The sequence below is a fragment of the Polaromonas sp. P1_F8 genome, from assembly GCF_056405635.1.
The window spans coordinates 560,582-584,900 of the sequence record NZ_JBFUBS010000001.1 but is presented as its reverse complement, the minus strand read 5'-3'; the positions used below and the strand labels follow the sequence as shown (position 1 = coordinate 584,900).

Here is a 24,319-nt window from a genome sequence, read left to right as displayed (position 1 = left end):
ATGAACACGATATACACCAAAGCCGCCCTGTCTTCCGCCTGCCTGGCATTGACGGCCTTTTTCCTGTCCAGTTGCGCCATTGCGCCCACGGCGCAGGAGGTAGACGAAGCCACCCAGCAGGTGCTGAAAAGCTCTTTCCGCGAGCAGGGCATCGCGAAGATGGACCGCCTGACGCTGGACGCATCCAACCAGGCTTGCTCGGAAGCAGCCGGCAAGCCGCTGGAGGAAAAAGCAGCCAAAGCCGTTGAAGAAGCCAACCTCAAAACCGTGAAACTGCCTTCCGATGGCAAGTACCTCGGCAGCTGGAGCGAAGGCGAAAAAATTGCGCAGAACGGCCGCGGCCTGACCTGGAGCGACAAGCCCGGCGAAGCCAATGGCGGCAGCTGCTACAACTGCCACCAGATCAGCAAGGCCGAGCTGTCTTTCGGCTCCATCGGCCCCAGTCTTTACAACTACGGCAAGCTGCGTGGCGTGAGCAACCCGGCTTCGCCCGAGAGCAAGCCCATCGTGGAGTACACCTGGGGCAAGCTGTGGAACGCCAAGGCTTACAACGCGTGCTCCGACATGCCGCGGTTTGGCCATGCCGCCATCCTGAACGAGCAGCAGATCCGCGACGTGATGGCGCTGCTGCTGGACCCGAACTCGCCCATCAACAAATAATTTGAGTATTTTCGGCCTCCAGGCCAATAACGACGGGCGCAAGCAGCTCCTGAATTAATAGCAACCTGAGAGAGTGCCTGGCACACCGGGCAGGATGACCAACGCCATGAACCTGTCCCGTCGAGAGTTTGCAAGTGTCATGGCCGCTGCGCTGGCTGCCGGTTTCCCTTTGCGCGAGGCCGGCGCCGCCCAGGCTGCAAGCCTGTACGAGCTGCCGCGCACCGGCAATGTGCATCTGCTGCACATGACCGATTGCCATGCCCAGCTGCTGCCGATCTATTTCCGCGAACCCTCCGTCAACCTGGGTGTGGGGGCGATGCGCGGGCAGGCGCCGCACCTGGTGGGCGAACATCTGCTCAAGGCCGCCAGCCTGAAGTCGGGTACGCCCGAGGCGCATGCGCTGACCTTCCTGAACTTTGAGCGGGCCGCGCGCCAGTATGGCAAGGTGGGCGGTTTCGCGCATCTGGCGACGCTGGTGAAGCAGCTGAAGGCCGGCCGCCCTGGCGCCTTGCTGCTGGATGGCGGCGACACCTGGCAGGGCAGCGCCACGGCGCTCTGGACGCAAGGCCAGGACATGGTGGATGCGGCCAAACTGCTGGGCGTGGATGTGATGACCGGCCACTGGGACTTCACCTATGGCGAAGAGCGCATCAAGAAGATCGTCGAGCAGGACTTTGCCGGCAAGGTTGACTTTATTGCGCAAAACGTCAAAACCAGCGACTTTGGCGACCCGGTGTTCAAGCCCTACGTCATCAAGGAAATGAATGGCGTGCCTGTTGCCATCGTCGGCCAGGCTTTTCCCTACACACCGATTGCCAATCCTGGCTGGCTCACACCGAACTGGACTTTCGGCATCCGCGAAAGCGAAATGCAGGAAACGGTGAATGAGGCGCGTGCCAAAGGAGCGCAAGCCGTGGTGCTGCTCAGCCACAACGGCATGGATGTGGACCTGAAGATGGCCTCGCGCGTCACGGGAATCGACGCCATTCTGGGCGGCCACACCCACGACGGCGTGCCGGTGCCTGTTATCGTCAAAAACCCCGGCGGCCAGACCATCGTGACCAACGCGGGCAGCAACGGCAAGTTTTTGGGCGTGCTGGACCTCGACGTCAAGGACGGCAAGGTGGCCGGTTTCAACTACCGGCTGCTGCCGGTGTTTGCCAATCTGTTGCCGGCCGATGCGGCCATGAATGCGCTGATCGACAAGGTGAGGGCGCCTTACACCGCCAAATTGGGTGAAAAACTGGCGGTGACGGAAGGCACGCTGTACCGCCGCGGCAACTTCAACGGCAGCTTTGACCAGCTGATCCTGGACGCGCTGATGAATGTGCGCGGCGCCGAGATCGCGTTTTCACCCGGATTCCGCTGGGGAACCTCTCTGCTGCCCGGCCAGGCCATCACGCGCGAGCACGTGATGGACCAGACTGCGATCACGTATCCCTGGACCACGCTGACGGACATGCGCGGCGACATGATCAAGACCATCCTGGAGGACGTGGGCGACAACCTGTTCAACCCCGATCCGTATTACCAGCAGGGCGGCGACATGGTGCGTGTGGGCGGTTTGACCTACACCTGCGAGCCCGGCGTCAAAATGGGTGAACGCATCCAGGACATGCGTCTGGGCGGCAAGCCCATCGAAGCCGGCAAGACTTACAAGGTGGCCGGCTGGGCACCGGTGGCCGAGGCCAGCAAAAATGCCGGCCCCCCGGTCTGGGAGGTGGTGGAAAGCTATCTGAAGGCCAAAAAGGTCATTCAACCTGTCAAACCCAACACCCCGCGGCTTGTGGGCGTGGCCGGCAACCCGGGTCTTGCCGCCTGACTTTCCGCCCCCAAATGCAGCAGTAGCTTCGAAGCATGTGAGAGCATGTAAGAGGTATGTGGGAGCGTTGGGCGTGCGTAGAAGCGATGGCCTTTTCGGGTATGGTCATGAGCACCGTCTTTCCGCTGTCACAGTTCGGTGGCACAATCTGGGTTGTTTCTGAAGGCCCTTCCTGCCACAGTCGCATCCGCTAATCGGTCCAGCCGTGTTGCGGAAGGTTAATTAACAAGCTTTAACCAGCTAATGTTTCCCAAAGGGAAACGGAGGTCAGCGGATATGAGTTCCAACCCGGCAGCATCGTCTGTCTATTCTGCCTATCAAGGCAACACCTATCTCTTCGGCGGCAACGCGCCCTATGTCGAAGAGATGTACGAAAACTACCTTGCCAACCCTGGCAGCGTGCCCGACAACTGGCGCGAGTATTTCGACGCACTCCAGCACGTTCCCGCCGTCGACGGCAGCAATGCCAAAGACGTTCCGCATCTGCCGGTCGTCAACGCCTTTGCCGAGCGCGCCAAGCAGGGCCAGACCAAAGTTGTGGTCGCCAGCGGCGCCGACTCCGAAATGGGCCGCAAGCGCACGGCCGTCCAGCAACTGATCGCCGCCTACCGCAACGTCGGCGCACGCTGGGCCGACCTGGACCCGCTCAAGCGTGCCGAACGCGACAAAATTCCCGAACTGGAGCCGTCTTTCTACGGTTTCAGCGACGCCGACCAGGAAACCGTGTTCAACACCAGCAACACGTTCTTCGGCAAAGACACCATGAGCCTGCGCGAGCTCATGAACGCGCTGCGCGAAACCTACTGCGGCACGATTGGCGCCGAGTACATGTACGCGACCGACCAGAACCACAAGCGCTGGTGGCAGCAAAAGCTCGAATCGATTCGCAGCAAACCCAATTTCACCAAGGAAAAGAAGCTCCACATCCTGGACCGGCTGACTGCAGCCGAAGGCCTGGAGCGTTTCCTGCACACCAAGTACGTCGGCCAGAAGCGCTTCTCGCTCGAAGGCGGCGAGAGCTTCATCGCCTGCATGGACGAGCTGATCCAGCAGGGCGGTATCAAGGGCGTGCAGGAAATAGTGATCGGCATGGCCCACCGCGGCCGCCTGAATGTGCTGGTCAATTCCCTGGGCAAAGTCCCCGCCGACCTGTTCGCCGAATTCGACCACACCGCACCTGAAGACCTGCCCAGCGGCGACGTCAAGTACCACCAGGGCTTCAGCTCCGACGTGACCACCCCTGGCGGCCCGGTCCACCTGACTTTGGCTTTCAATCCCTCTCACCTGGAAATCGTCAACCCCGTGGTTGAAGGCTCGGTGCGCGCCCGCATGGATCGCCGTGCCGACCCCAAAGGCCTGCAGGTGCTGCCGGTGCTGGTGCACGGTGATGCCGCTTTTGCAGGGCAGGGCGTTGTGATGGAAACGCTGGCGCTGGCCGAAACCCGCGGTTATTTCACCGGCGGCACGGTGCACATCGTGATCAACAACCAGATCGGTTTCACCACCAGCGACCCGCGCGACAGCCGCTCGACGCTGTACTGCTCCGACGTCGTCAAGATGATTGAAGCGCCGGTGCTGCACGTCAATGGCGATGACCCGGAAGCCGTGGTGCTGGCTACCCAGCTGGCCCTCGAGTTCCGCATGGAGTTCCAGAAGGATGTCGTGGTCGACATCATCTGCTTCCGCAAGCTGGGCCACAACGAGCAGGACACGCCTGCGCTGACCCAGCCGCTGATGTACAAGAAAATTGCACAGCACCCCGGCACCCGCCGCCTGTACGCCGACAAACTGACGGCGCAGGGCATGGGCGACACCCTGGGCGACGACATGGTCAAGGCCACGCGCGCCGCGCTGGATGCCGGCAAGAGCACGTTTGATCCGGTTCTCACCAACTTCAAGAGCAAGTATGCGGTTGACTGGGTGCCTTACCTGGGCAAGAAGTGGACCGATGCCGGTGACACCGCGATCCCGATGGCCGAGTGGAAGCGCCTTGCCGACAAGATCACGGCCATCCCCGCGACCGTGACGCCGCATCAGCTGGTCAAGAAGGTGTATGACGACCGCGCAGCCATGGGCCGCGGCGACGTCCCTGTGGACTGGGGCATGGGCGAGCACATGGCGTTTGCCTCACTGGTGGCAAGTGGCTACCCGGTGCGCCTGTCGGGCGAGGATTGCGGACGCGGCACGTTCACGCACCGCCATGCCGTCATTCACGACCAGAATCGCGAAAAGTTCGACACCGGTACCTATGTGCCGCTGCAGAACGTGGCCGACAACCAGGCTCCGTTCGTTGTCATCGACTCCATCCTGTCGGAAGAGGCCGTGCTGGCGTTTGAATACGGCTATGCCTCGAATGATCCGAACACGCTGGTGATCTGGGAAGCCCAGTTCGGCGACTTCGCCAACGGCGCGCAGGTCGTGATCGACCAGTTCATCGCCTCGGGCGAAGTCAAGTGGGGCCGCGTCAATGGCATCACCCTGATGCTGCCGCACGGTTATGAAGGCCAGGGCCCGGAGCATAGCTCGGCACGCCTGGAGCGTTTCATGCAGCTGTCGGCGGACACCAACATGCAGGTGGTGCAACCGACGACCGCCAGCCAGATCTTCCACGTGCTGCGCCGCCAGATGGTGCGCAACCTGCGCAAGCCGCTGGTCATCATGACGCCCAAGTCGCTGCTGCGTAACAAGGACGCCACCTCGCCGCTGTCCGAATTCACCAAGGGTGGGTTCCAGACCATCATCCCCGAGACCAAGGATGACATCAACAAGAAGGCAGACAAGGTCAAGCGCATCATCGCGTGCTCGGGCAAGGTGTATTACGACCTGGCCAAGAAGCGTGAAGAAAAGGGCATTGACGATACGGCCATTATTCGTGTTGAGCAGCTTTATCCGTTCCCGCACAAGGCTTTTGCGGCCGAGCTGAAAAAGTACCCGAACGCCACCGACATCGTGTGGTGCCAGGACGAGCCACAAAATCAGGGTGCCTGGTTCTTTGTGCAGCACTACATCCACGAGAACATGTTCGAAGGTCAAAAACTGGGCTATTCCGGCCGTGCTGCTTCGGCATCACCGGCTGTGGGCTATTCGCACCTGCACCAGGAGCAGCAAAAGGCGCTGGTGGACGGCGCGTTTGCCAAGCTCAAGGGCTTTGTGCTGACCAAGTAAGGTCGCCCCTTCCCGAACCAAGAACACGAATACAAGAACGAACCCGAAAGAATCAACATGGCTATCGTAGAAGTCAAAGTCCCCCAGTTGTCCGAGTCCGTGGCCGAGGCCACCATGCTGCAGTGGAAGAAAAAAGTCGGTGATGCAATCGCCGTGGATGAAATCCTGATTGAGATCGAAACCGACAAGGTGGTGCTGGAAGTGCCGGCGCCTTCCGCCGGCGTGCTGACCGAGCTGGTCGTCGCGGACGGCGGCACGGTGGTGTCAGATCAGGTGATTGCCCGGATCGACACCGAAGGCAAAGCGGGTGCCGCTGCTCCTGCAGCGGCCGCTGCAGCACCTGCCGCTGCTGTTGTCTCCGCGCCTGCACCCGCAGCCGGTGGCTCCATGGCTGGCGTTCCCATGCCGGCTGCAGCCAAGCTGATGGCCGACAACAACCTTGCCGCTGGTTCGGTGCCTGGAACCGGCAAGGATGGCCGCGTTACCAAGGGCGACGTCCTCGGTGCGGCTGCTGGCGGTGCCAAGCCGGCCGCTGCTGTTGCCATTCCCACAGGCGTGCCTACTGCGGCCTTGCCGCAGGTTGCTGCTTCCGCCAAACCTTCCGATCTTGGTGACCGCCCTGAGCAGCGCGTGCCCATGAGCCGCCTGCGCGCGCGTATCGCCGAGCGCCTGCTGCAATCGCAGGCCACCAACGCCATCCTGACCACGTTCAATGAAGTGAACATGGCGCCGGTGATGGAAATGCGCAAGCGCTTCCAGGAGAAGTTTGAAAAAGAACACGGTGTGAAGATCGGCTTCATGAGCTTCTTCGTCAAGGCCGCTGTGCATGCGTTGAAGAAGTACCCCGTGCTCAACGCATCGGTTGACGGCAATGACATCGTTTACCACGGCTACTTCGACATCGGCATCGCCGTCGGTTCCCCGCGCGGCCTGGTGGTGCCCATTCTGCGCAATGCAGACCAGATGAGCTTTGCCGACATCGAGAAGAAGATTGCCGAATACGGTGCCAAGGCACGCGACGGCAAGCTGGGCATTGAAGAAATGTCCGGCGGTACTTTCTCGATCTCCAATGGCGGTGTTTTCGGCTCCATGTTGTCCACGCCTATCATCAACCCGCCGCAGTCGGCGATCCTGGGCGTGCATGCGACCAAGGACCGCGCCGTGGTCGAAAACGGCCAGATCGTGGTGCGCCCGATGAACTACCTGGCCATGAGCTATGACCACCGCATCGTCGACGGTCGTGAAGCCGTGCTGGGCCTGGTGGCGATGAAAGAAGCGCTGGAAGATCCTGCACGTCTGCTGTTCGACATCTAAGGCTGTCGATGCGCCGCCTCGTCGCCTGCCTGGCCTGCACGTTGAGCGTGGGCCTTGCCGTGGCTGCGGCGCCGGTTGGCGACAACTGGAGCGGCCACTACGGGTTGCAGTGGGTCAGTGTTTCGCAGGCGGGGTCCCGGCTGGTACTGGCGAAGGTGCCGGATGCTGACCCGGGGAAGCTGGTTGAAAAATACCAGTCGGACCTGGTCCGCTGGACCATTGCCGATGTGCGGACCCCTGCGGAGACCGTATTCCTGCGCCGCTTTCTCGCGGAGGAGTATGAGGGCTTCGGCTGGGCCGCGCTGCATGCCGCCGGCGGAATTGAATGCCTCGATGCCAGGCATCTGTTTGTCTGCAAGACCACGCCCGGAACGACCGTGAAAATTGGCCGCGATGGTCCCCAGCAGGAAAGCCTGCTGGCGCGCACCGGTGTATTTGGAATCGTCCTCCACGCGGGGGCGTTTGAACTCAAGAAGGAATAAAGAAACATGTCTAAACAATTCGACGTCATCGTCATCGGTGGCGGCCCCGGCGGTTACATTGCCGCGATTCGCGCCGCCCAACTGGGTTTCAACGTTGCCTGTATCGACGAATGGAAGAACGCCAAAGGCGGCCCGGCCCTGGGTGGCACCTGCACCAACGTCGGCTGCATTCCATCCAAGGCGTTGCTGCAATCGTCCGAACATTTCGACCATGCCAGCCACCACTTTGCCGATCATGGCATTGAGGTCAAGGGCCTGGGCCTGGATGTCACGAAGATGCTTGCCCGCAAGGACACTGTCGTCAAGCAGAACAACGACGGCATCGTCTACCTGTTCAAGAAGAACAAGGTCACCTTTTTTCACGGCCGTGGCTCCTTTGTCGCCGCCAAAGAGGGTCTCTATGACGTCAAGGTCGCTGGTGCCGCTGAGGAAACCATCTCCGGCAAGCACATCATCGTGGCCACGGGTTCCAACGCCCGCGCGCTCCCGGGCGCGCCATTTGACGAGGAAAACATCCTGTCGAATGACGGAGCACTGCGCATCGGCGCCGTTCCCAAGAAGCTGGGCCTGATCGGCTCCGGGGTGATCGGCCTGGAAATGGGCTCGGTCTGGCGCCGCCTGGGTGCAGACGTGACGGTACTGGAAGGCCTGCCGACGTTCCTGGGCGCGGTTGATCAGCAGATCGCCAAGGAAGCCAAGAAGGCATTCGACAAGCAGGGCCTGAAAATCGCGCTCGGCGTGAAGGTCGGCGAGATCAAGAGCGGCAAGAAAGGTGTGAGTGTTGCCTACACCGATGCCAAGGGCGAAGCCCAGACCCTGGAAGTGGACAAGCTCATCATCTCCATTGGCCGGGTAGCCAACACCCAGGGCCTGAACCCTGAAGCCGTTGGCCTGAAGCTCGACGAGCGCGGCGCCGTGGTGGTGGATGACGAATGCAAGACCAGCCTGCCCAATGTCTGGGCTATCGGTGACGTGGTACGCGGGCCCATGCTGGCGCACAAGGCCGAGGAAGAGGGCGTTGCGGTTGCCGAGCGCATTGCCGGGCAGCATGGGCATGTCAACTTCAATACGATCCCCTGGGTGATCTACACCAATCCTGAAATCGCCTGGGTGGGGCAGACCGAAGAGCAACTCAAAGCTGCCGGTCGGGCGTACAAGGCAGGGACTTTCCCGTTCATGGCCAATGGCCGCGCACGCGCGCTGGGTGACACGACTGGCATGGTGAAGATGCTGGCCGATGCCGCGACGGATGAAATTCTCGGCGTGCACATCGTCGGCCCGATGGCCAGCGAACTGATCGCCGAATGCGTGGTGGCCATGGAATTCCGCGCCAGCAGCGAAGACATTGCGCGTATTTGCCATGCCCATCCGTCATTGAGCGAGGCGACCAAGGAAGCTGCGCTGGCGGTCGACAAGCGCACCTTGAATTTCTGAGCACGCAGGCAAGAAGTCGGTGAATCAACCGGTGCGCTCGGCGTATGACGCCGAACTTGCGGCGCGGGGCTATCAAAGCGATCCTGCCCAGTTGCGGGCAGTCGAAGCGCTTGAGCGTTGTGCCTCTGAGTGGGCGGCGTTCAAGGAGCAGCGCTCCAATGCCATCAAGAAGCTGATAAACCGGCCTGATGTCCCTCGTGGCGTGTACATGTACGGAGGCGTCGGCAGGGGGAAAAGCTTCTTGATGGACTGCTTTTTCGGGGCTGTCCCACTCAGGCGCAAGGTACGGCTGCACTTTCACGAGTTCATGCGCGAGGTGCACCGGGAGTTGCAGGACCTTCAGGGTACGGCAAATCCGCTGGACGAACTCGGTCGGCGCATTGCGAAGCGATACCGGCTCATCTGCTTTGACGAGTTTCATGTGGCGGACATCACCGACGCGATGATTCTTCACCGTCTGTTGTCGGCGCTGTTTGACAATGGGGTTGGCTTTGTCACAACTTCCAACTTTCAGCCGGACGAGCTGTATCCGAATGGCATGCATCGCGACCGTGTTCTGCCTGCCATTGAATTGCTGAAGGCGAGGCTGGAGGTCATCAGTGTTGACAATGGGACGGACTACCGCGGGCGCACGTTAGCCCAGGCGAAGCTCTATCACACCCCGCTAGGCCTTCAGGCCGATGCTGAAATGACTGAAACTTTTAATGCGCTGGCAGAGTCTCAGGATGAGAACCCGGTATTGCAGATTGAGTCCAGGCAAATCCAGGCCAGGCGCAAGGCGGGGGGAGTCGTCTGGTTTGACTTCAAGACGCTGTGCGGTGGTCCGCGTTCGCAAAACGATTACCTGGAAATAGCCACGCAGTTTCATACCGTGCTGCTAAGCGATGTACCGCATATGCCGGTGCGTATGGCGTCGGAGGCACGGCGGTTTACCTGGCTGGTGGATGTGCTGTATGACCGCCGGGTCAAGTTGATCATGTCGGCAGAAGTCGCTCCTGAGGCGTTGTACACCGAGGGGCCGCTGGTACACGAATTCCCCCGTACGGTTTCCCGGCTCAACGAAATGCAGTCAAAGGAATTCCTGGCGCTTGAACGCAGAAACGTGGATACAACACTCACATGAAGCATCTGGTTACCGCCTGTTTTCTCATCGCTTTAAGCGTGCTCGCGAATGCGCAGTCCACGGTCGAGACGGCTGCACCCGCTGACCAGATGCGAAGCATTGATGCCGAGCGGACGAGAATCAGCGCCGAACGCAACAGGCTGGAAGCAGGATTTTTGGCTGAGGATGCAGCCTGCTACGACCGGTTTGCCGTCAACAGCTGCCTGGGAAAAGTCAATGACCGGCGGCGCGAAGCCATGGCAGACCTTCGCCGGCAGGAGTTGTCGCTCAATGACGAGGAGCGCCGCATCAAAGGGGCAGAGCAGATCCGCAAAACGGAAGAGAAATCGTCAGCTGAAAAGCAGCAGGAGGCCGCAGACCGCCGGGCGAAGGCCCTAGCAGACTCCCAATCCCGTCTTGAACGGGAGAAAAAGAAAGCCGAGGACCGTGGCGCAGCCAAGGCCGCAGAGCAAGGCAGCAGCGACGCCAACGCTGCCAAGATAAAGGGTAGCCAGGAACGGGTCCAGGACCGGCTCGACAAGCAGGCCACGGCTGCGGAAGAAGCCAAAAAATTCAGTGACCGTCAGAAGGAGGCTCAGGAGCGCAAGGCGCAGCATGAGCGTGACCGCCTGAAACAAACCAAACCCCCGGCGAAGCCGCTGCCTTTGCCGGAGTAAGCCTGGTTTTGAACTACCGTGCGGAACTCAACCCAGAGGTTCGAGTTTGACGATTACCAGCGAGAGGTTGTCACCGCCGCCTCTTGCGCGGGATCTTGCTTTCTGGATCAGGAACTCAGTTGCCTCGCGAGGTGACAGCATTGACAGGGCCGAGCCCATTTCACTGGTGCTGAAATAGTGCCAAACTCCGTCACTGCAAGCCAGCAGGACGTCTTCAGGCCGGAGTTGCGGGATGAAATGGTGGGTAATAGGTGGCGCATCTTCAGTGCCCAGGCAGCCCATCAGGATGTTCGACTGCGGATGGACATTGGCTTCTTCCTCGGTAATCTCGCCTTTGTCCACCAGGGTCTGCACATACGAATGGTCAACCGTCCTGTGCACAAGCTTGCTGCCCTGGTAATGGTAAATCCTTGAGTCGCCGGTATGTACCCAGTGACAGTCCCCGCCCGGGTTGATCAGAAATGCTGCCAGCGTGCTGTGCGGTTCCTGCTCGGCCGAGATCGCAGTCAGTTTGATGACGATATGGGCTTCTTCAATGACCTGCTTGAGCATCGCAGGCGCATCATCCGTTTCCGGGGCATAGCGCTCAAAAAGCTGCTTGGCCGTCAACATGACCTGATCGGAGGCCTTGCGCCCTCCGCTACGGCCTCCCATACCGTCAGCCACGATACCCAGCATGCAGCCGGGAATGCGTGAGTGACTGAACAGATTGACCTGATCCTGCTGGTAGTCCCGATCGCCTTTATGGATACCGGTGGACGCTGTGATTCGATAACCTTTGGACATTGTGTGGTCGTTCAAGCGCGAGGCTCGATTTATGGTCGCAATCGACGTATTATCAAGCGAAGCAGCGTGTACGGACAAAAAACCTTGGACTTAAATTTACATTCTCCGGAACGCCAGCTGATCGAACTCAAAATGGAGCACGCCGATCTCAATGCGCTGGTGGACCTGACCGCGCACGCCTTTCCCATTGATGAGTTGTTGCTCAGGCGCCTCAAAAAGCGGCGCCTGCAGCTTCGTGACCAGATTGCACAGCTTGAGCTGTCGCTGGATCCCCCAGAGCCTGCTTGATGACCCTTGCGATAGAAGTAGAAGAGGCCTTTGCGCCGGGCGGTGTCCTGTCGCGCGCCGCGGAGCATTTCGTGCCCCGCAGCGGCCAGACTGAAATGGCTCTGGCCGTGGCGCGTGCAATCGAGGGAGCATACCCCTTGGTGGTCGAGGCCAGTACCGGCGTAGGTAAAACTTTTTCATACCTGGTCCCCGCTTTGCTAAGCGGCGAGCGCGTGTTGTTGTCGACAGCGACCAAGGCCTTGCAGGACCAGCTTTTCGGTCGTGATTTGCCGCGACTGGTGGAGACGCTGGGTCTTCCCGTCAGTATGGCGCTTCTCAAGGGCCGGGGCAGCTACCTGTGCCTGCACCGCATGGAAATGGCGCGCCAGGAGGCTTATTTGCCCGACGGCGTTTCCGTGCGCGCCCTGGCCAAAATTGAGGAATGGTCCAAGATTACGCGCACCGGCGACCTGGCCGAACTCCCTGGCCTGGACGAACGTTCGCCGATGATTCCGCTGGTGACCTCCACCCGTGAGAACTGCCTGGGCGCCACCTGTCCGCGTTTTCGGGCCTGTCATGTGAATCTGGCCCGCAGGGAAGCCATGGCCGCCGACGTGGTGGTGATCAACCATCACCTGTTCTTTGCCGACTTGGCGGTGCGCGAATCCGGCGTCGCTGAATTGCTGCCTTCCGTGCGCATTGCCATCTTCGATGAAGCGCATCAGCTCAACGAGACCGGCGTGCAATTTCTGGGAACAAACCTCACCACGGGCCAGCTTCTTGATTTTGCACGGGACATGCTGGCAACCGGCCTGCAGCTGGCCCGCGGGCTGGTGGACTGGCAGGAGGTGGTGTCGGCCGTCGAGCACGCTGCGCGGGAGTTGCGTCTATGTGCCGGGAAACAGTACCCAGGAACCAAACTGCGATGGGTGGGTGAGTCTCCGGAGGGGTTGAATGCGGCTGAGTGGAACAGTGCGTTGCAAGTCATTCACACGTCTTGCGAGCGGGCTTGTGCCGCCCTGGATACGGTCAGTGAAATCGCGCCTGATTTCGTTCGCCTCCATGAGCGTGCCGAGGAGCTGGCGGAACGCGCCCAGCGCTTCGTTCACACATGCGAGGCGGGCTGCGTGCGCTGGGCTGACGTGGGAACCCAGCTCCGGCTGGTCGAGTCGCCGCTGGATATTTCGAAGGCGGTGAAAAGCAAAGTGCTGGGTGCGTCCGCCGGTTCCGCAAAGTCATGGATATTCACTTCTGCCACACTGGGAGATGACGACAAGCTCAGCTGGTTTACCAAGCCTTGCGGGCTGGAAGATGCCGAGGTCTTGCGGGTAGGAAGTCCTTTTGATTACGAGAGGCAGGCGGCGTTATATGTGCCTGAGGTGTTCCCCAAACCGGGAGATCCTGCTCACACCATGAAAGTCGCCGAAGCTGCCGCCAGATGGTCGAGGCATCTCGGGGGGCGCACCATGGTTTTGACGACCACGCTGCGGGCTTTGCGCACCATTGGTGATGCACTCAGAGACGTTTTTCTGGATTCGCCGGACATGGAGGTGCTGGTTCAGGGTGCCATGCCCAAGCGTGTGCTGATTGAACGTTTCCGTGAAGGCAATGCCAATGGCGGCAAAGGCTGCGTGCTGGTGGCTTCGGCGTCATTTTGGGAGGGCATTGACGTGCCAGGCGACGCGCTGCAATTGGTTGTCATTGACAAGCTGCCTTTTCCGCCTCCGAACGACCCGCTGGCAGAGGCGCGCTCAAAGCTTCTCGAATCACAAGGACGCAGTGCTTTTAACGACTATTTTCTGCCTGAGGCGGCGGTAGCCCTCAAGCAGGGTGCCGGGCGCCTGATACGCCGAGAAAGTGACCATGGGGTGTTGGTGGTCTGCGACAGCCGCCTGGCAACCATGGGTTATGGGCGGCGTTTGCTGAGAGCTCTTCCGCCGATGCGGCGGTTGGCATCCGAGGAGGAGCTGTTCGACCGGCTGGAAGCTCTTACCAAAACTTGTACCAAGGATTGTCTCCCGACTTGAATCCCTTGCTCAAGTATTCGCTCTGCGGGTAGCTCTTTTCGAGGATACGGCGGGTATCGTCACGCAATTCGACCATACCCAGCGCTTCGTAGGACTTATAGAGAATGAAGATAGCCTCTTCCAATGCGGGTACATCGCGGTAGTCGGCGATTGCACTCTGCGCACGGTTGATTGCCGCCACGTAGGCACCCCTTGAGTAATAGTACCGCGCGACATGCACTTCGGATTGGGCCAGCGAGTTCACGATATAGCTCATCCGCAGGCGGGCATCCGGCGAGTATTTTGACTCTGGGAAGCGGGTCACAAGGTCCCTGAATGACTCAAAGGATTCCTTGGCTGCTTTTTGGTCCCTTTCGGACAAATCCTGACGGGAAATAAACCCGAAAATACCGAGATTGTCATTGAAGTTCACCAGGCCTTTGAGATACAACGCATAGTCCAGGGCCGGACTGGCCGGGTGCAGTCTCATAAACCGGTCCAATGTCGCGATAGCCTGAGCTTGTTCTCCTCCCTTATATTGGGCATAGGCTTTCTCAAGCTGCGCTTGCTGGGCGAGGGGGGTACCTGCAGCACGGCCTTCCAGTTTTTCGTACAGCGGGATTGCCTTGTCATAGGCCCCGCCGCTGGCTTCATCTTTTGCTTCGGCGTAAATCTTGTTCGGGCTCCATGTAGCAGTCTTGTCGGGCGCAGGGGTGCTCGAGCATCCGGCAATCACAAAAGACAAAGCGCAAACGGCTGCAAAAAGCGGCATTGCATTGGGAACAACCGATAATTTGGTGGAAAACATTGCAATCGACCTTCTTGATGACTGATTCAGAACAAAGCAAATTGATTATATCGGGCGCTATTGCGCCTGAGGAGGTGCCGGATGAGGCTCTGGAGGAGGGCGATACGGCTGTCGAGGTGGAGTTGCGGCAGGTAGCTGTCCCGGTCGAAAGCCATGGCAGCCGTCTCGACCGCGCTTTGGCCGCCATTGTGCCCGAGTTCTCACGCACATATCTTCAACAGTTGATCGACTCCGGCATGGTGAGACTCGGCGGCTCTATAGTCACCAAAACATCCACGAAGGTCCGAGCTGGTGATGAACTCGCCATTGAGTTGCGTCCAACGCCGCAAAGCCAGGCATTCAGGCCTGAAGCGATGGAACTGGACATCGTGTTCGAGGACGCTTGCCTGATGGTGATCAACAAACCTGCGGGGCTGGTTGTGCATCCGGCGCCCGGCAACTGGAGCGGGACCTTGTTGAACGGCTTGCTGGCGCATGATCCGCAGGCCGTCTTCCTGCCACGCGCCGGCATTGTTCACCGCCTTGACAAGGACACCAGCGGTTTGATGGTGGTCGCCCGGCAGCGGACGGTGATGGACCAGTTGGTCGGCCTGATCGCCGCCCGCGACGTGAGCCGGGAATATGTCGCACTGGCCCATGGTGCCTGGCTGGGCGGGAAAACCCGGCAGGTAGAAGCTGCCATTGGGCGGGATCCACGCAACCGTTTGCGAATGGCCGTGGTGAACCTGGAAAAGAACGCCGGGAAGCCGGCATCCACTATGGTGTCGCTGCTTCAAAGTGCCGGTAAGCACTGCCTGGTCAAATGCAAGCTGCACACCGGTCGCACGCACCAAATCCGGGTCCATATGGCCTTCATTGGCCATCCCCTGGTATCCGACGAGTTGTACGGGGGAGCTCCTGCTGCTGGGCTTGGCCGTCAAGCGCTGCATGCGTGTCGACTGGCATTCGAGCATCCGGTGACTGGCAAAGTGATGGAGTTCCGGTCAGACCCTCCAGCCGACCTTCAGGCTGCCATCGCCGGTTTGGGCCTGATATACAATCAAATCCAGTAGTTTTCAGCTACCTGCACCATGGCATCCTGATCAGGAGATTGCGTATTGGGTGCCCTGCGCGCCAAGCGCCGAACCCACGTTTTCCCGGCCCTTTTTTCCGCTTTTTTTCGGAACGACCACAATCATGAATACGACGGATGCAAAACGCGTCCTCGAAACAGCACTTATTTGCGCGCAGCAACCATTGCCCCTGCGCGAAATGGGGGTTCTGTTTAACGGGGTATTGACTGCGGACAGCCTCAAGCTGGTGCTTGAGGAGTTGCAAAGCGATTGGTCTGGTCGTGGCGTGGAACTTGTTCACGTGGCGACGGGATGGCGTTTTCAAAGCAGGCCGCAGATGCGTGAATATCTGGACCGGCTGCACCCCGAAAAGCCCCCGCGCTATAGCCGTGCCACACTGGAAACCTTGGCCATCATTGCTTATCGTCAGCCGGTGACGCGCGGTGACATGGAGGACATCCGGGGGGTCACGATCAACAGCATGATCCTCAAGCAGCTCGAAGATCGCGGGTGGGTGGAAGTGATCGGCCATCGGGAAACTGTCGGCCGCCCGGCACTTTATGCCACCACCCGGCAGTTTCTTGACGACCTTGGGGTCGAGTCGCTGGACCAGCTTCCCGTGATGGACAGCAGCCCGAATCAGCTTCCGATGCTCGAGCAGATAGAGTTTGGCATCTCTGAACTTGCGGGCAAGCCGGAGGTGGGTATGGATGGTATAGCTGTTGAGCGGCTGGAACCTGCTGTGCCGGAGCCCGTGTCAGGCACGGCTGAAGAGCCTGAGATTGGTGAGATCGCCGAAGCGCCAACTTTGTACACGCAACCACAGGTCGCTGACGACAGTGATACCGGGCCTCTTGAGAACAATGAGACCGGTGGCGATGAGCCCACCCGAATGTAAATCATGACCCAACAAGACCCTCCTGCTTCCGAATCTGCGGACACACCTCGTGAGCCGCAGGAAAAGGTGCTCATAGAGGAGCAAGCCGTGCAAGATTTGCCGGAAGCAATCGCACCCCCCGAGTCCGGCCCCGCGCAAGCCATCCGTACTCCAGCGCCGCGGCCTCTCGCCGGCCGCAATGTCCCAGCCCCTGGCGCCATCCGGTTTGAGGATGTCGTGACTGGGCAATTCGATGCTGATGAGGAAGACGTTGCGTTGGCGCTGCCCAAGCGAGTGCTGGCGCCCCAGCCCGAGACCCCCAAGCTGCACAAAGTGCTTGCCCAGGCGGGACTGGGTTCCCGGTTGGAGATGGAGCAACTGATTCTGGAGGGGCGAATCTCGGTCAATGCTGAGCCTGCCCATATAGGGCAACGCATCCAGTTTGGCGATACGGTCAAAGTCAATGGCAAGCCAATCCGGGTGCGTATCGACCCGCCGCCGCCAAGGGTGATCGCCTATCACAAGCCCACCGGAGAGGTCGTCACACATGATGATCCGCAAAACCGTCCAACCGTCTTTCGCCGCTTACCCAAGCTGTTCCAGGGCAAATGGCAATCGGTCGGTCGCCTTGACTTGAACACGGAGGGCCTTCTGCTACTCACCAGTTCGGGTGAATTGGCCAACAAGTTGATGCATCCGCGTTTCGGCCTGGAGCGTGAGTACGCTGTTCGTGTGCTCGGTGCGCTAAATAACGAAGAGAAAAAACGCTTGCTCGAAGGTGTGAACCTGGATGACGGCATGGCCCAGTTCAGCTCCATTGAAGCCGGAGGGGGGGAAGGCGCCAACTGCTGGTACAAGGTCACCATCTCCGAAGGGCGTAACCGTGAGGTCAGACGGATGTTTGAGGCAGTGGGGCACGCTGTCAGCCGCCTTATTCGCATCCGCTATGGGGCCATGGTTCTCCCGCGCGGCCTCAAGCGCGGCGCGTTTGTCGAACTCGATGAGCGCGATATCTGGGCCCTGACAAGCGCTTTGACGCGTTCCGAATCCCGCGCAGTGCCGGGCGGGCCGCAGGCATCCGGCGCTCATGGAGAGGGGGTTGAGCCACCGAGGCGAGGACCGCGCAGAAACGAACGCCAGCGCGGCGACCGCGGGCGGTCGTCATCGCCAAACAGCGAACTATCTCAAGCGCCGGTACAAGGCGGATCGGGGGACGATCAGGAGACTCATGATCCACATGAGTTGCAACCGCCGCTGAATCTCAACGATTCTGCACCCCGTGGAAACCGACGTCGCGGCGGCAAGGGGCGTAACCAGGGTGGCAATCCTGGTGGTGGTTTCCGGACCGGCCAGCCGCAAGGCAACGGCAATGGAGTGCCGGGACAAAAAAGGCGGGATGACCGGGGTGACAAAACTGCCGGCGGAGCGCAGCCCGATCCGATGAAAACCTCATTTGGGTATATCGGTGCGGACACTTTTACCCGGCAGCGACAGGGGCAAGGCCAGGGTCAGCAGCGTCGCGGGGGCGGTGGTACGGGCGGAAACGGTACCGGTGGACCGCGCCGCGGCGGTGCGGGTGGTGGAAACCGGGGAGGCGGTAATCGCGGTGGTGGGAGCCGCGGCGGAAATCGATGACCCCGCAGAGGCACCTCAAACCGCAAGGTTGATTTGTGCCAATATGCCTACAGGTTAAAATCATGGGCTTTATTCAAATTTTTGAATAATTTACGACTCCAAAAAATTTAAGTTAAGGAAATCTCATGGCAATCGAGCGCACTCTCTCCATCATCAAACCCGACGCCGTGGCAAAAAACGTCATTGGGCAAATCTATGCGCGTTTTGAAGCTGCTGGCTTGAAGATTGTGGCAGCCAGGATGGCTCACTTGTCACAAGGCGAGGCTGAGGCTTTTTATGCGGTGCACAAAGAGCGCCCGTTCTTCAAAGACCTGGTTTCCTTCATGATTTCCGGTCCCGTCATGATCCAGGCGCTGGAAGGCGAGGGTGCCATTCTGAAAAACCGTGATTTGATGGGGGCTACCGATCCGAAGAAGGCTGCCGCCGGCACCATTCGTGCTGATTTCGCCGACAGCATTGATGCCAATGCCGTCCATGGTTCGGATGCCGCTGAAACGGCCAAGGCGGAAATTGCTTTCTTCTTTCCCGGCATGAGCGTTTACTCGCGTTAACCATGTCTCGCCCCATGCTTTGCTACACCCAGCCAGGGCCGTCGCTTGCTTGGGGCAGCTCAGTCGGTTCTCTACTGCGATGACTGCCAACCTTCTTGACTACGATCTGGATGGTTTGGCAGCCTTTTGTGGGCAGCTTGGTGAAAAGCGCTTTCGGGCCACGCAGCTTTTCCGCTGGATTCACCAAAAAGGGGTTGCAGATTTCGGGCAAATGACGGATTTGGCAAAATCCCTGCGCGATAAGCTGACAGGATCAGCCCAGGTTGTGAGCCCCACAGTGGTTTCCCGCCACGATTCCGCCGATGGGACCATCAAATGGTTATTTGATGTCGGTGCAGGCGATATCATTGAAACTGTTTTTATTCCGGAAACCGATCGAGGAACATTGTGCATTTCCTCGCAGGCCGGCTGTGCTGTTGGTTGCCGGTTCTGCTCTACGGGTCACCAGGGTTTCAGCCGTAACCTGACCACGGGAGAGATCGTTTCCCAGCTATGGTTTGCCGAGCATTTCCTGCGGCAGCATCTAGGTCGGGATGAACGGGTGATTTCCAACGTCGTCATGATGGGCATGGGCGAGCCCCTGCAGAACTACTCGCAGCTCCTGCCAGCCCTGAAGGTCATGCTTGACGACCATGGTTATGGCCTATCACGCCGACGGGTGACGGTATCGACATCGGGCGTTGTGCCCATGATTGACCGGTTGGCCGGGGACTGCCCGGTAGCCTTGGCTGTATCGCTGCATGCGCCGGAAGATGGGCTGCGCGACAACCTTGTGCCCTTGAATAAAAAATACCCCATATCCGAACTGCTTGCGGCCTGCACCCGCTATCAATCATCGGCGCCCCGGGACTTCATCACGTTTGAGTATTGCATGCTCGATGGTGTGAACGACCAGCCAGAGCATGCGCGTCAGCTCGTATCGCTGGTTCGAACCCAGGCAGAGAAGGGGCTCTCCTGCAAATTCAACCTGATTCCCTTTAATCCATTTCCGGCTTCGGGTTTGAAGCGTTCTGACATGCCGCAGGTGATGGCATTTGCGAAAATCCTGATGGATGCGGGTATTGTGACAACCGTCAGGAAAACCCGGGGGGACGATATTGATGCGGCTTGCGGGCAACTGGCTGGCGATGTGCAGGACCGCACAGGTGTAGATCAGCGCATGGCGGCGCAGCGGCAAGGTATGCTCGGGGGAATCAAGGTCGTAGTGGCCAAAGGGATGGGTACATGAGATTTCGCGCCAATATGATCTGGGTGCCGGCCTGCTGGCTGGTAGTGTTGCTCACAGGGTGTGCCAATCAGGCCGGAACTCCGGGGACCTCGGGTAACCGGACTGACATTGTCACGGAATCAGACGAGCCTGATCAGCGGCGGCGAGCGAGATTGCGGCTTGAACTGGCTACCGGATATTTCGAGCAGGGGCAGATTACCGTAGCGTTGGATGAAATCAAGCAATCGCTGGTAATCGATCCTACATTTGCAGATGCGTACAACTTGCGCGGCCTTGCTTATATGAGGCTTAACGATATTCCATTGGCTGAGGACAGTTTTCGTCGTGCGCTTGCGCTGAACCCTCGCGACGCTGGTGTGGCTCATAACTACGGCTGGCTTTTGTGCCAGCAGGGTCGCTATACCGATTCACTTCGGTGGTTTACCCAGGCGATCGCCAATCCAACTTATGCCGGCAGGGCAAAAACCCTGATGACTCAGGGAATTTGCCAGCTTCGCGGGGGGCAGCGAGTGGAAGCCGAGCAAAGCTTGATGCAAGCCTATGAGCTGGATGCGGGTAATCCCATTATTGGTTATAACCTTGCGAACCTACTGTATGAGCGCGGCGATGTGACGCGCGCCCAGTTTTACATTCGCCGCTTGAACAACAGCGATCTGGCCAACGCAGAGACACTTTGGCTTGGCATCAAGGTTGAGCGAAAATTAAACAATCGAGACTCGGTACGGCAGCTCGGTGATCAGCTTAAAAAGCGTTTTGCGCAGTCCCGGGAGGCTGCTGCTTATGACAAAGGGGCGTTCAATGAGTGACGCTGACGTTGTTGCGCCGGCTGGGGAGGCCATATCTGGAATGGCTGCGTCTGGCGTTGACCGGGGTACTGACTTCGAGCCCACGGCAGGCACACTGCTTCGTGAGGCAAGAGAGGCTGCAGGCATACATATCGCGGCCCTCGCAGTATCCTTGAAGGTTCCGGTAAAAAAACTCGAGGCGCTGGAGCTGGATCGCTTTGACTTGCTGCCGGATGCTGTTTTTGTTCGGGCCCTGGCTTCCAGTGTGTGCCGTAGCCTGAAACTGGATGCGGCCCCTGTGCTGGAACGCTTGCCTCAAACCAGCGCCCCCAAGCTGATATACCAAGGTGCTGGCATCAATGCACCGTTTCGCTCGCCAGGGGAAGGTCCCCGGCCCGCTGTGTGGACCCAGGTTTCGAAGCCTGCAGTGCTGGCCGGCCTGGCGTTGTTGCTTGGTGCTCTGGTATTGATTTTCCTGCCAGTCATCAAGCCGGATGCCACGAAGGGTCAGAGTGATAGCGAGATGCAAGCTGGCGGCGCCGAGGCCGCCAAACCGCTGCCCGCAGCTGTGGCGATGACGGGCGGAGGATTGGTAAACGACGCCAAGCCTGTTTTTCCCACAGAGCAGAGTCATGATACTTTTTCAGGCGCCGGGGCTGCCACGGTTGCCGGCTCTCCCGCCGGCCCTGCTGTGACGACAACTACCTCTCTACCTGGTCCGGCCGTTCAGCCTGCTCCGGTGCCAGTGCCAAGTGGTGTTGCCGCACCTGTATCGCCAGCGGCACCGGCGGGTATCGTGACTTTTCGCGCCAGGGGCGAATCCTGGGTGGAGGTGACGGATGCCAAGGGAACGGTTGTGCTGCGCCGTACCCTGACCGCCGGAGAGGTCGCTGGTGCGTCCGGGGCGTTGCCACTGGCCGCCGTGGTGGGTAAGGCAGATGTGACGCAAGTGCAGGTGCGCGGCCAGGCTTTTGATCTGAGCAGCGTGGCCAGGGACAATGTTGCCCGATTTGAGGTGAAATAATGTCGAAGGGTTGCCTTCCGATCGAGTCCGCTTTTCCCAAAGCGCGGCGCTCCCTCCAGTCACAGGTGTCATGGGGTGCCCGTGTTTTGACTGTCGGCGGCGATGCGCCGGTGCGCGTCCAGTCCATGACCAATACCGACACGGTGGATGCCATTGGCACCGCGATTCAAGTCAAGGAACTGGCGTTGGCGGGTTCCGAGATGGTTCGCATCACCGTCAACACGCCGGAAGCGGCGCAGGCTGTTCCGCATGTGCGTGAGCAACTCGACCGGATGGGGATCGACGTTCCACTGATAGGGGACTTTCATTACAACGGCCATCGGTTGTTGACGGATTACCCCGCTTGCGCGGAGGCGTTGTCCAAATACCGCATCAATCCCGGAAATGTTGGCAAGGGCGACAAACGTGACCGGCAGTTTGGCCAGATGATAGAGGTGGCCATGCACTGGAAAAAACCAGTGCGTATCGGCGTGAACTGGGGCAGCCTTGATCAGGAGCTGCTGGCAAGCCTGATGGATGAAAACAGTGCGCGTGCAGTCCCCTGGGATGCCAGGCAGGTCATGTATGAAGCATTGATTACGTCCGCGATCGACTCCGCCCGGCGCGCTGAAGAAATGGGAATGCCTCGTCACCAGATCATCCTTTCCTGCAAGGTAAGCGGTGTTCAGGACCTGATTTCGGTCTATCGAGAATTGGCCCGGCGCACAGATCACGTGCTTCACCTGGGGCTGACGGAGGCTGGTATGGCCACCAAGGGCACAGTGGCTTCTGCCACGGCGTTATCGATCCTGCTGCAAGAAGGCATTGGCGATACCATTCGCGTCTCCTTAACGCCCCAACCGGGTGAGGCCCGCACCCAGGAAGTGGTTATTGCGTCGGAGATTCTCCAGGCGCTCGGTTTGCGGACCTTTGTGCCCAGTGTGACGGCATGCCCAGGTTGCGGACGTACCACCAGTACGACCTTCCAGGAGCTGGCCAAGCAAATTGACGACTTTCTGCGTGCTCAGATGCCTGTCTGGCGCAAACAATATCCCGGCGTCGAAGGGCTCAAGGTCGCGGTCATGGGCTGTATCGTCAATGGACCGGGTGAAAGCAAACATGCCGATATCGGCATCAGCCTGCCCGGCTCCGGCGAGGCGCCTGCCGCGCCGGTGTTTATTGATGGTGAAAAAAGACTGACCCTGCGTGGCGACAACATTGCGCAGGAGTTCCAGGTCATTGTTGAAAATTACATTGAAAAACGCTTTGGCACGCACACCGTCGCTGAAGCTGCGTAACACCCATGGTTGAAAAAGCAGCTGCCGGCCTGGTAGAAAAATCCGCCGTGGCCAAAATGGAAAAACTGACGGGCGTCAAGGGGATGAACGACATCCTGCCGCCGGAGTCGGCTCGTTGGGAGTGGTTCGAAGCCAAGGTGCGCGCGTTGATGGCCCGCTATGCCTACGCCAATGTACGCACGCCGATCGTCGAGCCGACCGCGCTGTTTGTGCGTGGTCTTGGCGAGGTGACCGACATCGTCGAAAAGGAGATGTATTCTTTTGTCGACTCGATGAACGGCGACCGGCTCACATTGCGCCCTGAGGCCACCGCCGGTATTGTGCGCGCGATGATCGAGCACAACGCGCTGTACAACGGCCCAATACGGGTCTGGTCGGCAGTGCCGCTGTTTCGCCATGAGCGACCACAGAAGGGGCGCTATCGCCAGTTCCATCAAATCGATGTCGAAGCCTTGGGTTTTTCCGGACCCGACGTGGACGCGGAGCAAATTTTGATGTGCCGTGCGTTGCTGCACGACCTGGGTATCCCGATGGAGCATGTGCGGCTTGAGCTGAACAGCCTCGGTCAGCCCGGCGAGCGGATGGCACACCGTGCCGCACTGATCTCGTACTTTGAGGCGCATGCCGGCATGCTGGACGAAGATGCAAAGCGCCGGCTGCACACTAACCCATTGCGCATTCTCGATACCAAAAATCCTGCCATGCAGGCCGTCGTGGAAGCCGCGCCGCAGCTCATGGACTTCCTTGGCGATGCCTCGCTAGCGCACCTGAATGCGGTGCGCCGGATACTCGATGCAGTGGGGCTGGCCTATCGCATCAATCCGCGCCTGGTGCGTGGCATGGATTACTACAACCTCACGGTGTTCGAATGGGTCACCGACAAGCTTGGCTCGCAGGGTACGGTTTGCGGTGGCGGCCGTTACGACGGCCTGTTCGAGCAGCTTGGCGGCAAGCCAACGCCTGCGGTAGGCTGGGGCATGGGTGTGGAACGAATGCTGCTTCTGCTTGAGGCGGTGGGCGTGTTGCCGCCAGTGAGTGGTCCCGACGTCTACGTGATCGTTCCGTCTGCCGAGATGATGCCAACCGTGATGGCAACCTGCGAAGCCTTGCGTGCTGCTGGCATCAACGTGCAGATGCACGCCGGTGCAGGCGATGGCATGGCCAGCATGAAGTCCCAGTTCAAGAAAGCTGATGGCAGTGGTGCGCGCTACGCTTTGATTTTTGGCGAGACCGAACTTGCCCAGGGCTGTGTTGCCGTCAAACACCTGCGGGGCGAAAAAGACCAGGCCCTGCAGGCCCAGGCACTCCAGCCCTTGAGGGATGTCACCGCCTGGGCCCACACCTTGCGCGGCTGAGCCGCCAAGACC

Annotated in this window: 21 protein-coding genes; 19 read left to right on the top strand and 2 right to left on the bottom strand. The window is 59.6% G+C overall.

Features of this window, described 5'->3' with window-relative positions; genetic code table 11:
• The 8 genes from soxX (at position 1) to AC1D1J_RS02785 (ending at position 10,656) form a co-directional block, all read left to right on the top strand.
• The gene (gene soxX / locus AC1D1J_RS02820; protein WP_477693829.1) at positions 1-660 is read left to right on the top strand and encodes a sulfur oxidation c-type cytochrome SoxX; all 660 of its coding nucleotides are present in this window, start codon (positions 1-3) and stop codon (positions 658-660) included.
• Positions 661-766: 106 nt separating this feature from the next.
• Positions 767-2,482 (top strand): thiosulfohydrolase SoxB, encoded by a 1,716-nt coding sequence (gene soxB, locus AC1D1J_RS02815; RefSeq protein WP_477693828.1) that lies wholly within the window; start codon positions 767-769, stop codon positions 2,480-2,482.
• Between the two features lie 276 nt (positions 2,483-2,758).
• A complete protein-coding gene (locus tag AC1D1J_RS02810; protein WP_457280656.1) occupies positions 2,759-5,647 on the top strand; it encodes a 2-oxoglutarate dehydrogenase E1 component in 2,889 nt (962 codons plus the stop codon).
• A gap of 57 nt (positions 5,648-5,704) precedes the next feature.
• Positions 5,705-6,961 (top strand): 2-oxoglutarate dehydrogenase complex dihydrolipoyllysine-residue succinyltransferase, encoded by a 1,257-nt coding sequence (odhB, locus tag AC1D1J_RS02805; RefSeq protein ID WP_477665905.1) that lies wholly within the window; start codon positions 5,705-5,707, stop codon positions 6,959-6,961.
• Between the two features lie 8 nt (positions 6,962-6,969).
• Entirely contained in the window at positions 6,970-7,443 is a 474-nt protein-coding gene (locus AC1D1J_RS02800) for a hypothetical protein (RefSeq protein WP_477693827.1), read from the top strand.
• Between the two features lie 6 nt (positions 7,444-7,449).
• The gene (gene lpdA / locus AC1D1J_RS02795; protein ID WP_477685684.1) at positions 7,450-8,877 is read left to right on the top strand and encodes a dihydrolipoyl dehydrogenase; all 1,428 of its coding nucleotides are present in this window, start codon (positions 7,450-7,452) and stop codon (positions 8,875-8,877) included.
• A 19-nt stretch (positions 8,878-8,896) separates the two neighbouring features.
• The gene (zapE, locus tag AC1D1J_RS02790; protein ID WP_477685685.1) at positions 8,897-10,000 is read left to right on the top strand and encodes a cell division protein ZapE; all 1,104 of its coding nucleotides are present in this window, start codon (positions 8,897-8,899) and stop codon (positions 9,998-10,000) included.
• Entirely contained in the window at positions 9,997-10,656 is a 660-nt protein-coding gene (locus AC1D1J_RS02785; protein WP_477685686.1) for a hypothetical protein, read from the top strand. The genes zapE and AC1D1J_RS02785 overlap by 4 nt, the downstream gene beginning before the upstream one ends.
• A gap of 27 nt (positions 10,657-10,683) precedes the next feature.
• Here the strand turns inward: AC1D1J_RS02785 and AC1D1J_RS02780 are convergent, their stop codons facing one another.
• On the bottom strand, positions 10,684-11,442 hold the full coding sequence (locus AC1D1J_RS02780) for a PP2C family protein-serine/threonine phosphatase (RefSeq protein ID WP_477649471.1): 759 nt from the start codon (positions 11,440-11,442) through the stop codon (positions 10,684-10,686).
• Positions 11,443-11,526: 84 nt separating this feature from the next.
• Between AC1D1J_RS02780 and AC1D1J_RS02775 the strand changes: the two genes are divergently transcribed.
• Both AC1D1J_RS02775 and AC1D1J_RS02770 read left to right on the top strand, forming a co-directional pair.
• Positions 11,527-11,730 (top strand): DUF465 domain-containing protein, encoded by a 204-nt coding sequence (locus AC1D1J_RS02775; RefSeq protein WP_457280662.1) that lies wholly within the window; start codon positions 11,527-11,529, stop codon positions 11,728-11,730.
• Positions 11,730-13,736: an ATP-dependent DNA helicase gene (locus tag AC1D1J_RS02770; protein WP_477693826.1), complete on the top strand. Its 2,007-nt coding sequence runs from the start codon at positions 11,730-11,732 to the stop codon at positions 13,734-13,736. The genes AC1D1J_RS02775 and AC1D1J_RS02770 overlap by 1 nt, the downstream gene beginning before the upstream one ends.
• Here AC1D1J_RS02770 and AC1D1J_RS02765 read toward each other — a convergent pair.
• Positions 13,699-14,523 carry an outer membrane protein assembly factor BamD gene (locus AC1D1J_RS02765; RefSeq protein WP_477685688.1) on the bottom strand — a complete coding sequence of 275 codons (825 nt, stop codon included), beginning with the start codon at positions 14,521-14,523 and terminating at the stop codon, positions 13,699-13,701. The genes AC1D1J_RS02770 and AC1D1J_RS02765 overlap by 38 nt on opposite strands.
• Before the next feature lie 17 nt (positions 14,524-14,540).
• Here AC1D1J_RS02765 and AC1D1J_RS02760 point away from each other — a divergent pair, with 17 nt between their 5' ends.
• From AC1D1J_RS02760 to hisS, 9 genes are all read left to right on the top strand, one after another.
• Positions 14,541-15,575 (top strand): RluA family pseudouridine synthase, encoded by a 1,035-nt coding sequence (locus AC1D1J_RS02760; RefSeq protein ID WP_477685689.1) that lies wholly within the window; start codon positions 14,541-14,543, stop codon positions 15,573-15,575.
• A 124-nt stretch (positions 15,576-15,699) separates the two neighbouring features.
• Positions 15,700-16,473, top strand: coding sequence for an SMC-Scp complex subunit ScpB (gene scpB, locus AC1D1J_RS02755; RefSeq protein WP_477685690.1), 774 nt, complete (start codon positions 15,700-15,702; stop codon positions 16,471-16,473).
• A gap of 3 nt (positions 16,474-16,476) precedes the next feature.
• Positions 16,477-18,087, top strand: a complete 1,611-nt coding sequence (locus AC1D1J_RS02750; RefSeq protein WP_477685691.1) for a pseudouridine synthase — start codon at positions 16,477-16,479, stop codon at positions 18,085-18,087.
• 125 nt (positions 18,088-18,212) lie between these two features.
• On the top strand, positions 18,213-18,638 hold the full coding sequence (gene ndk, locus AC1D1J_RS02745; RefSeq protein ID WP_477685692.1) for a nucleoside-diphosphate kinase: 426 nt from the start codon (positions 18,213-18,215) through the stop codon (positions 18,636-18,638).
• Positions 18,639-18,717: 79 nt separating this feature from the next.
• Complete coding sequence (gene rlmN, locus AC1D1J_RS02740) at positions 18,718-19,866, top strand: dual-specificity RNA methyltransferase RlmN (protein WP_477693825.1); 1,149 nt, start codon at positions 18,718-18,720, stop codon at positions 19,864-19,866.
• A complete protein-coding gene (gene pilW, locus AC1D1J_RS02735; RefSeq protein ID WP_477685694.1) occupies positions 19,863-20,672 on the top strand; it encodes a type IV pilus biogenesis/stability protein PilW in 810 nt (269 codons plus the stop codon). The genes rlmN and pilW overlap by 4 nt, the downstream gene beginning before the upstream one ends.
• A gap of 151 nt (positions 20,673-20,823) precedes the next feature.
• Positions 20,824-21,675: a RodZ domain-containing protein gene (locus AC1D1J_RS02730; RefSeq protein WP_477693824.1), complete on the top strand. Its 852-nt coding sequence runs from the start codon at positions 20,824-20,826 to the stop codon at positions 21,673-21,675.
• On the top strand, positions 21,675-22,952 hold the full coding sequence (ispG, locus tag AC1D1J_RS02725) for a flavodoxin-dependent (E)-4-hydroxy-3-methylbut-2-enyl-diphosphate synthase (RefSeq protein ID WP_477685696.1): 1,278 nt from the start codon (positions 21,675-21,677) through the stop codon (positions 22,950-22,952). Before AC1D1J_RS02730 ends, ispG begins: the two co-directional genes overlap by 1 nt.
• Before the next feature lie 5 nt (positions 22,953-22,957).
• On the top strand, positions 22,958-24,307 hold the full coding sequence (gene hisS / locus AC1D1J_RS02720; protein WP_477685697.1) for a histidine--tRNA ligase: 1,350 nt from the start codon (positions 22,958-22,960) through the stop codon (positions 24,305-24,307).
• Positions 24,308-24,319: the final 12 nt, after the last annotated feature.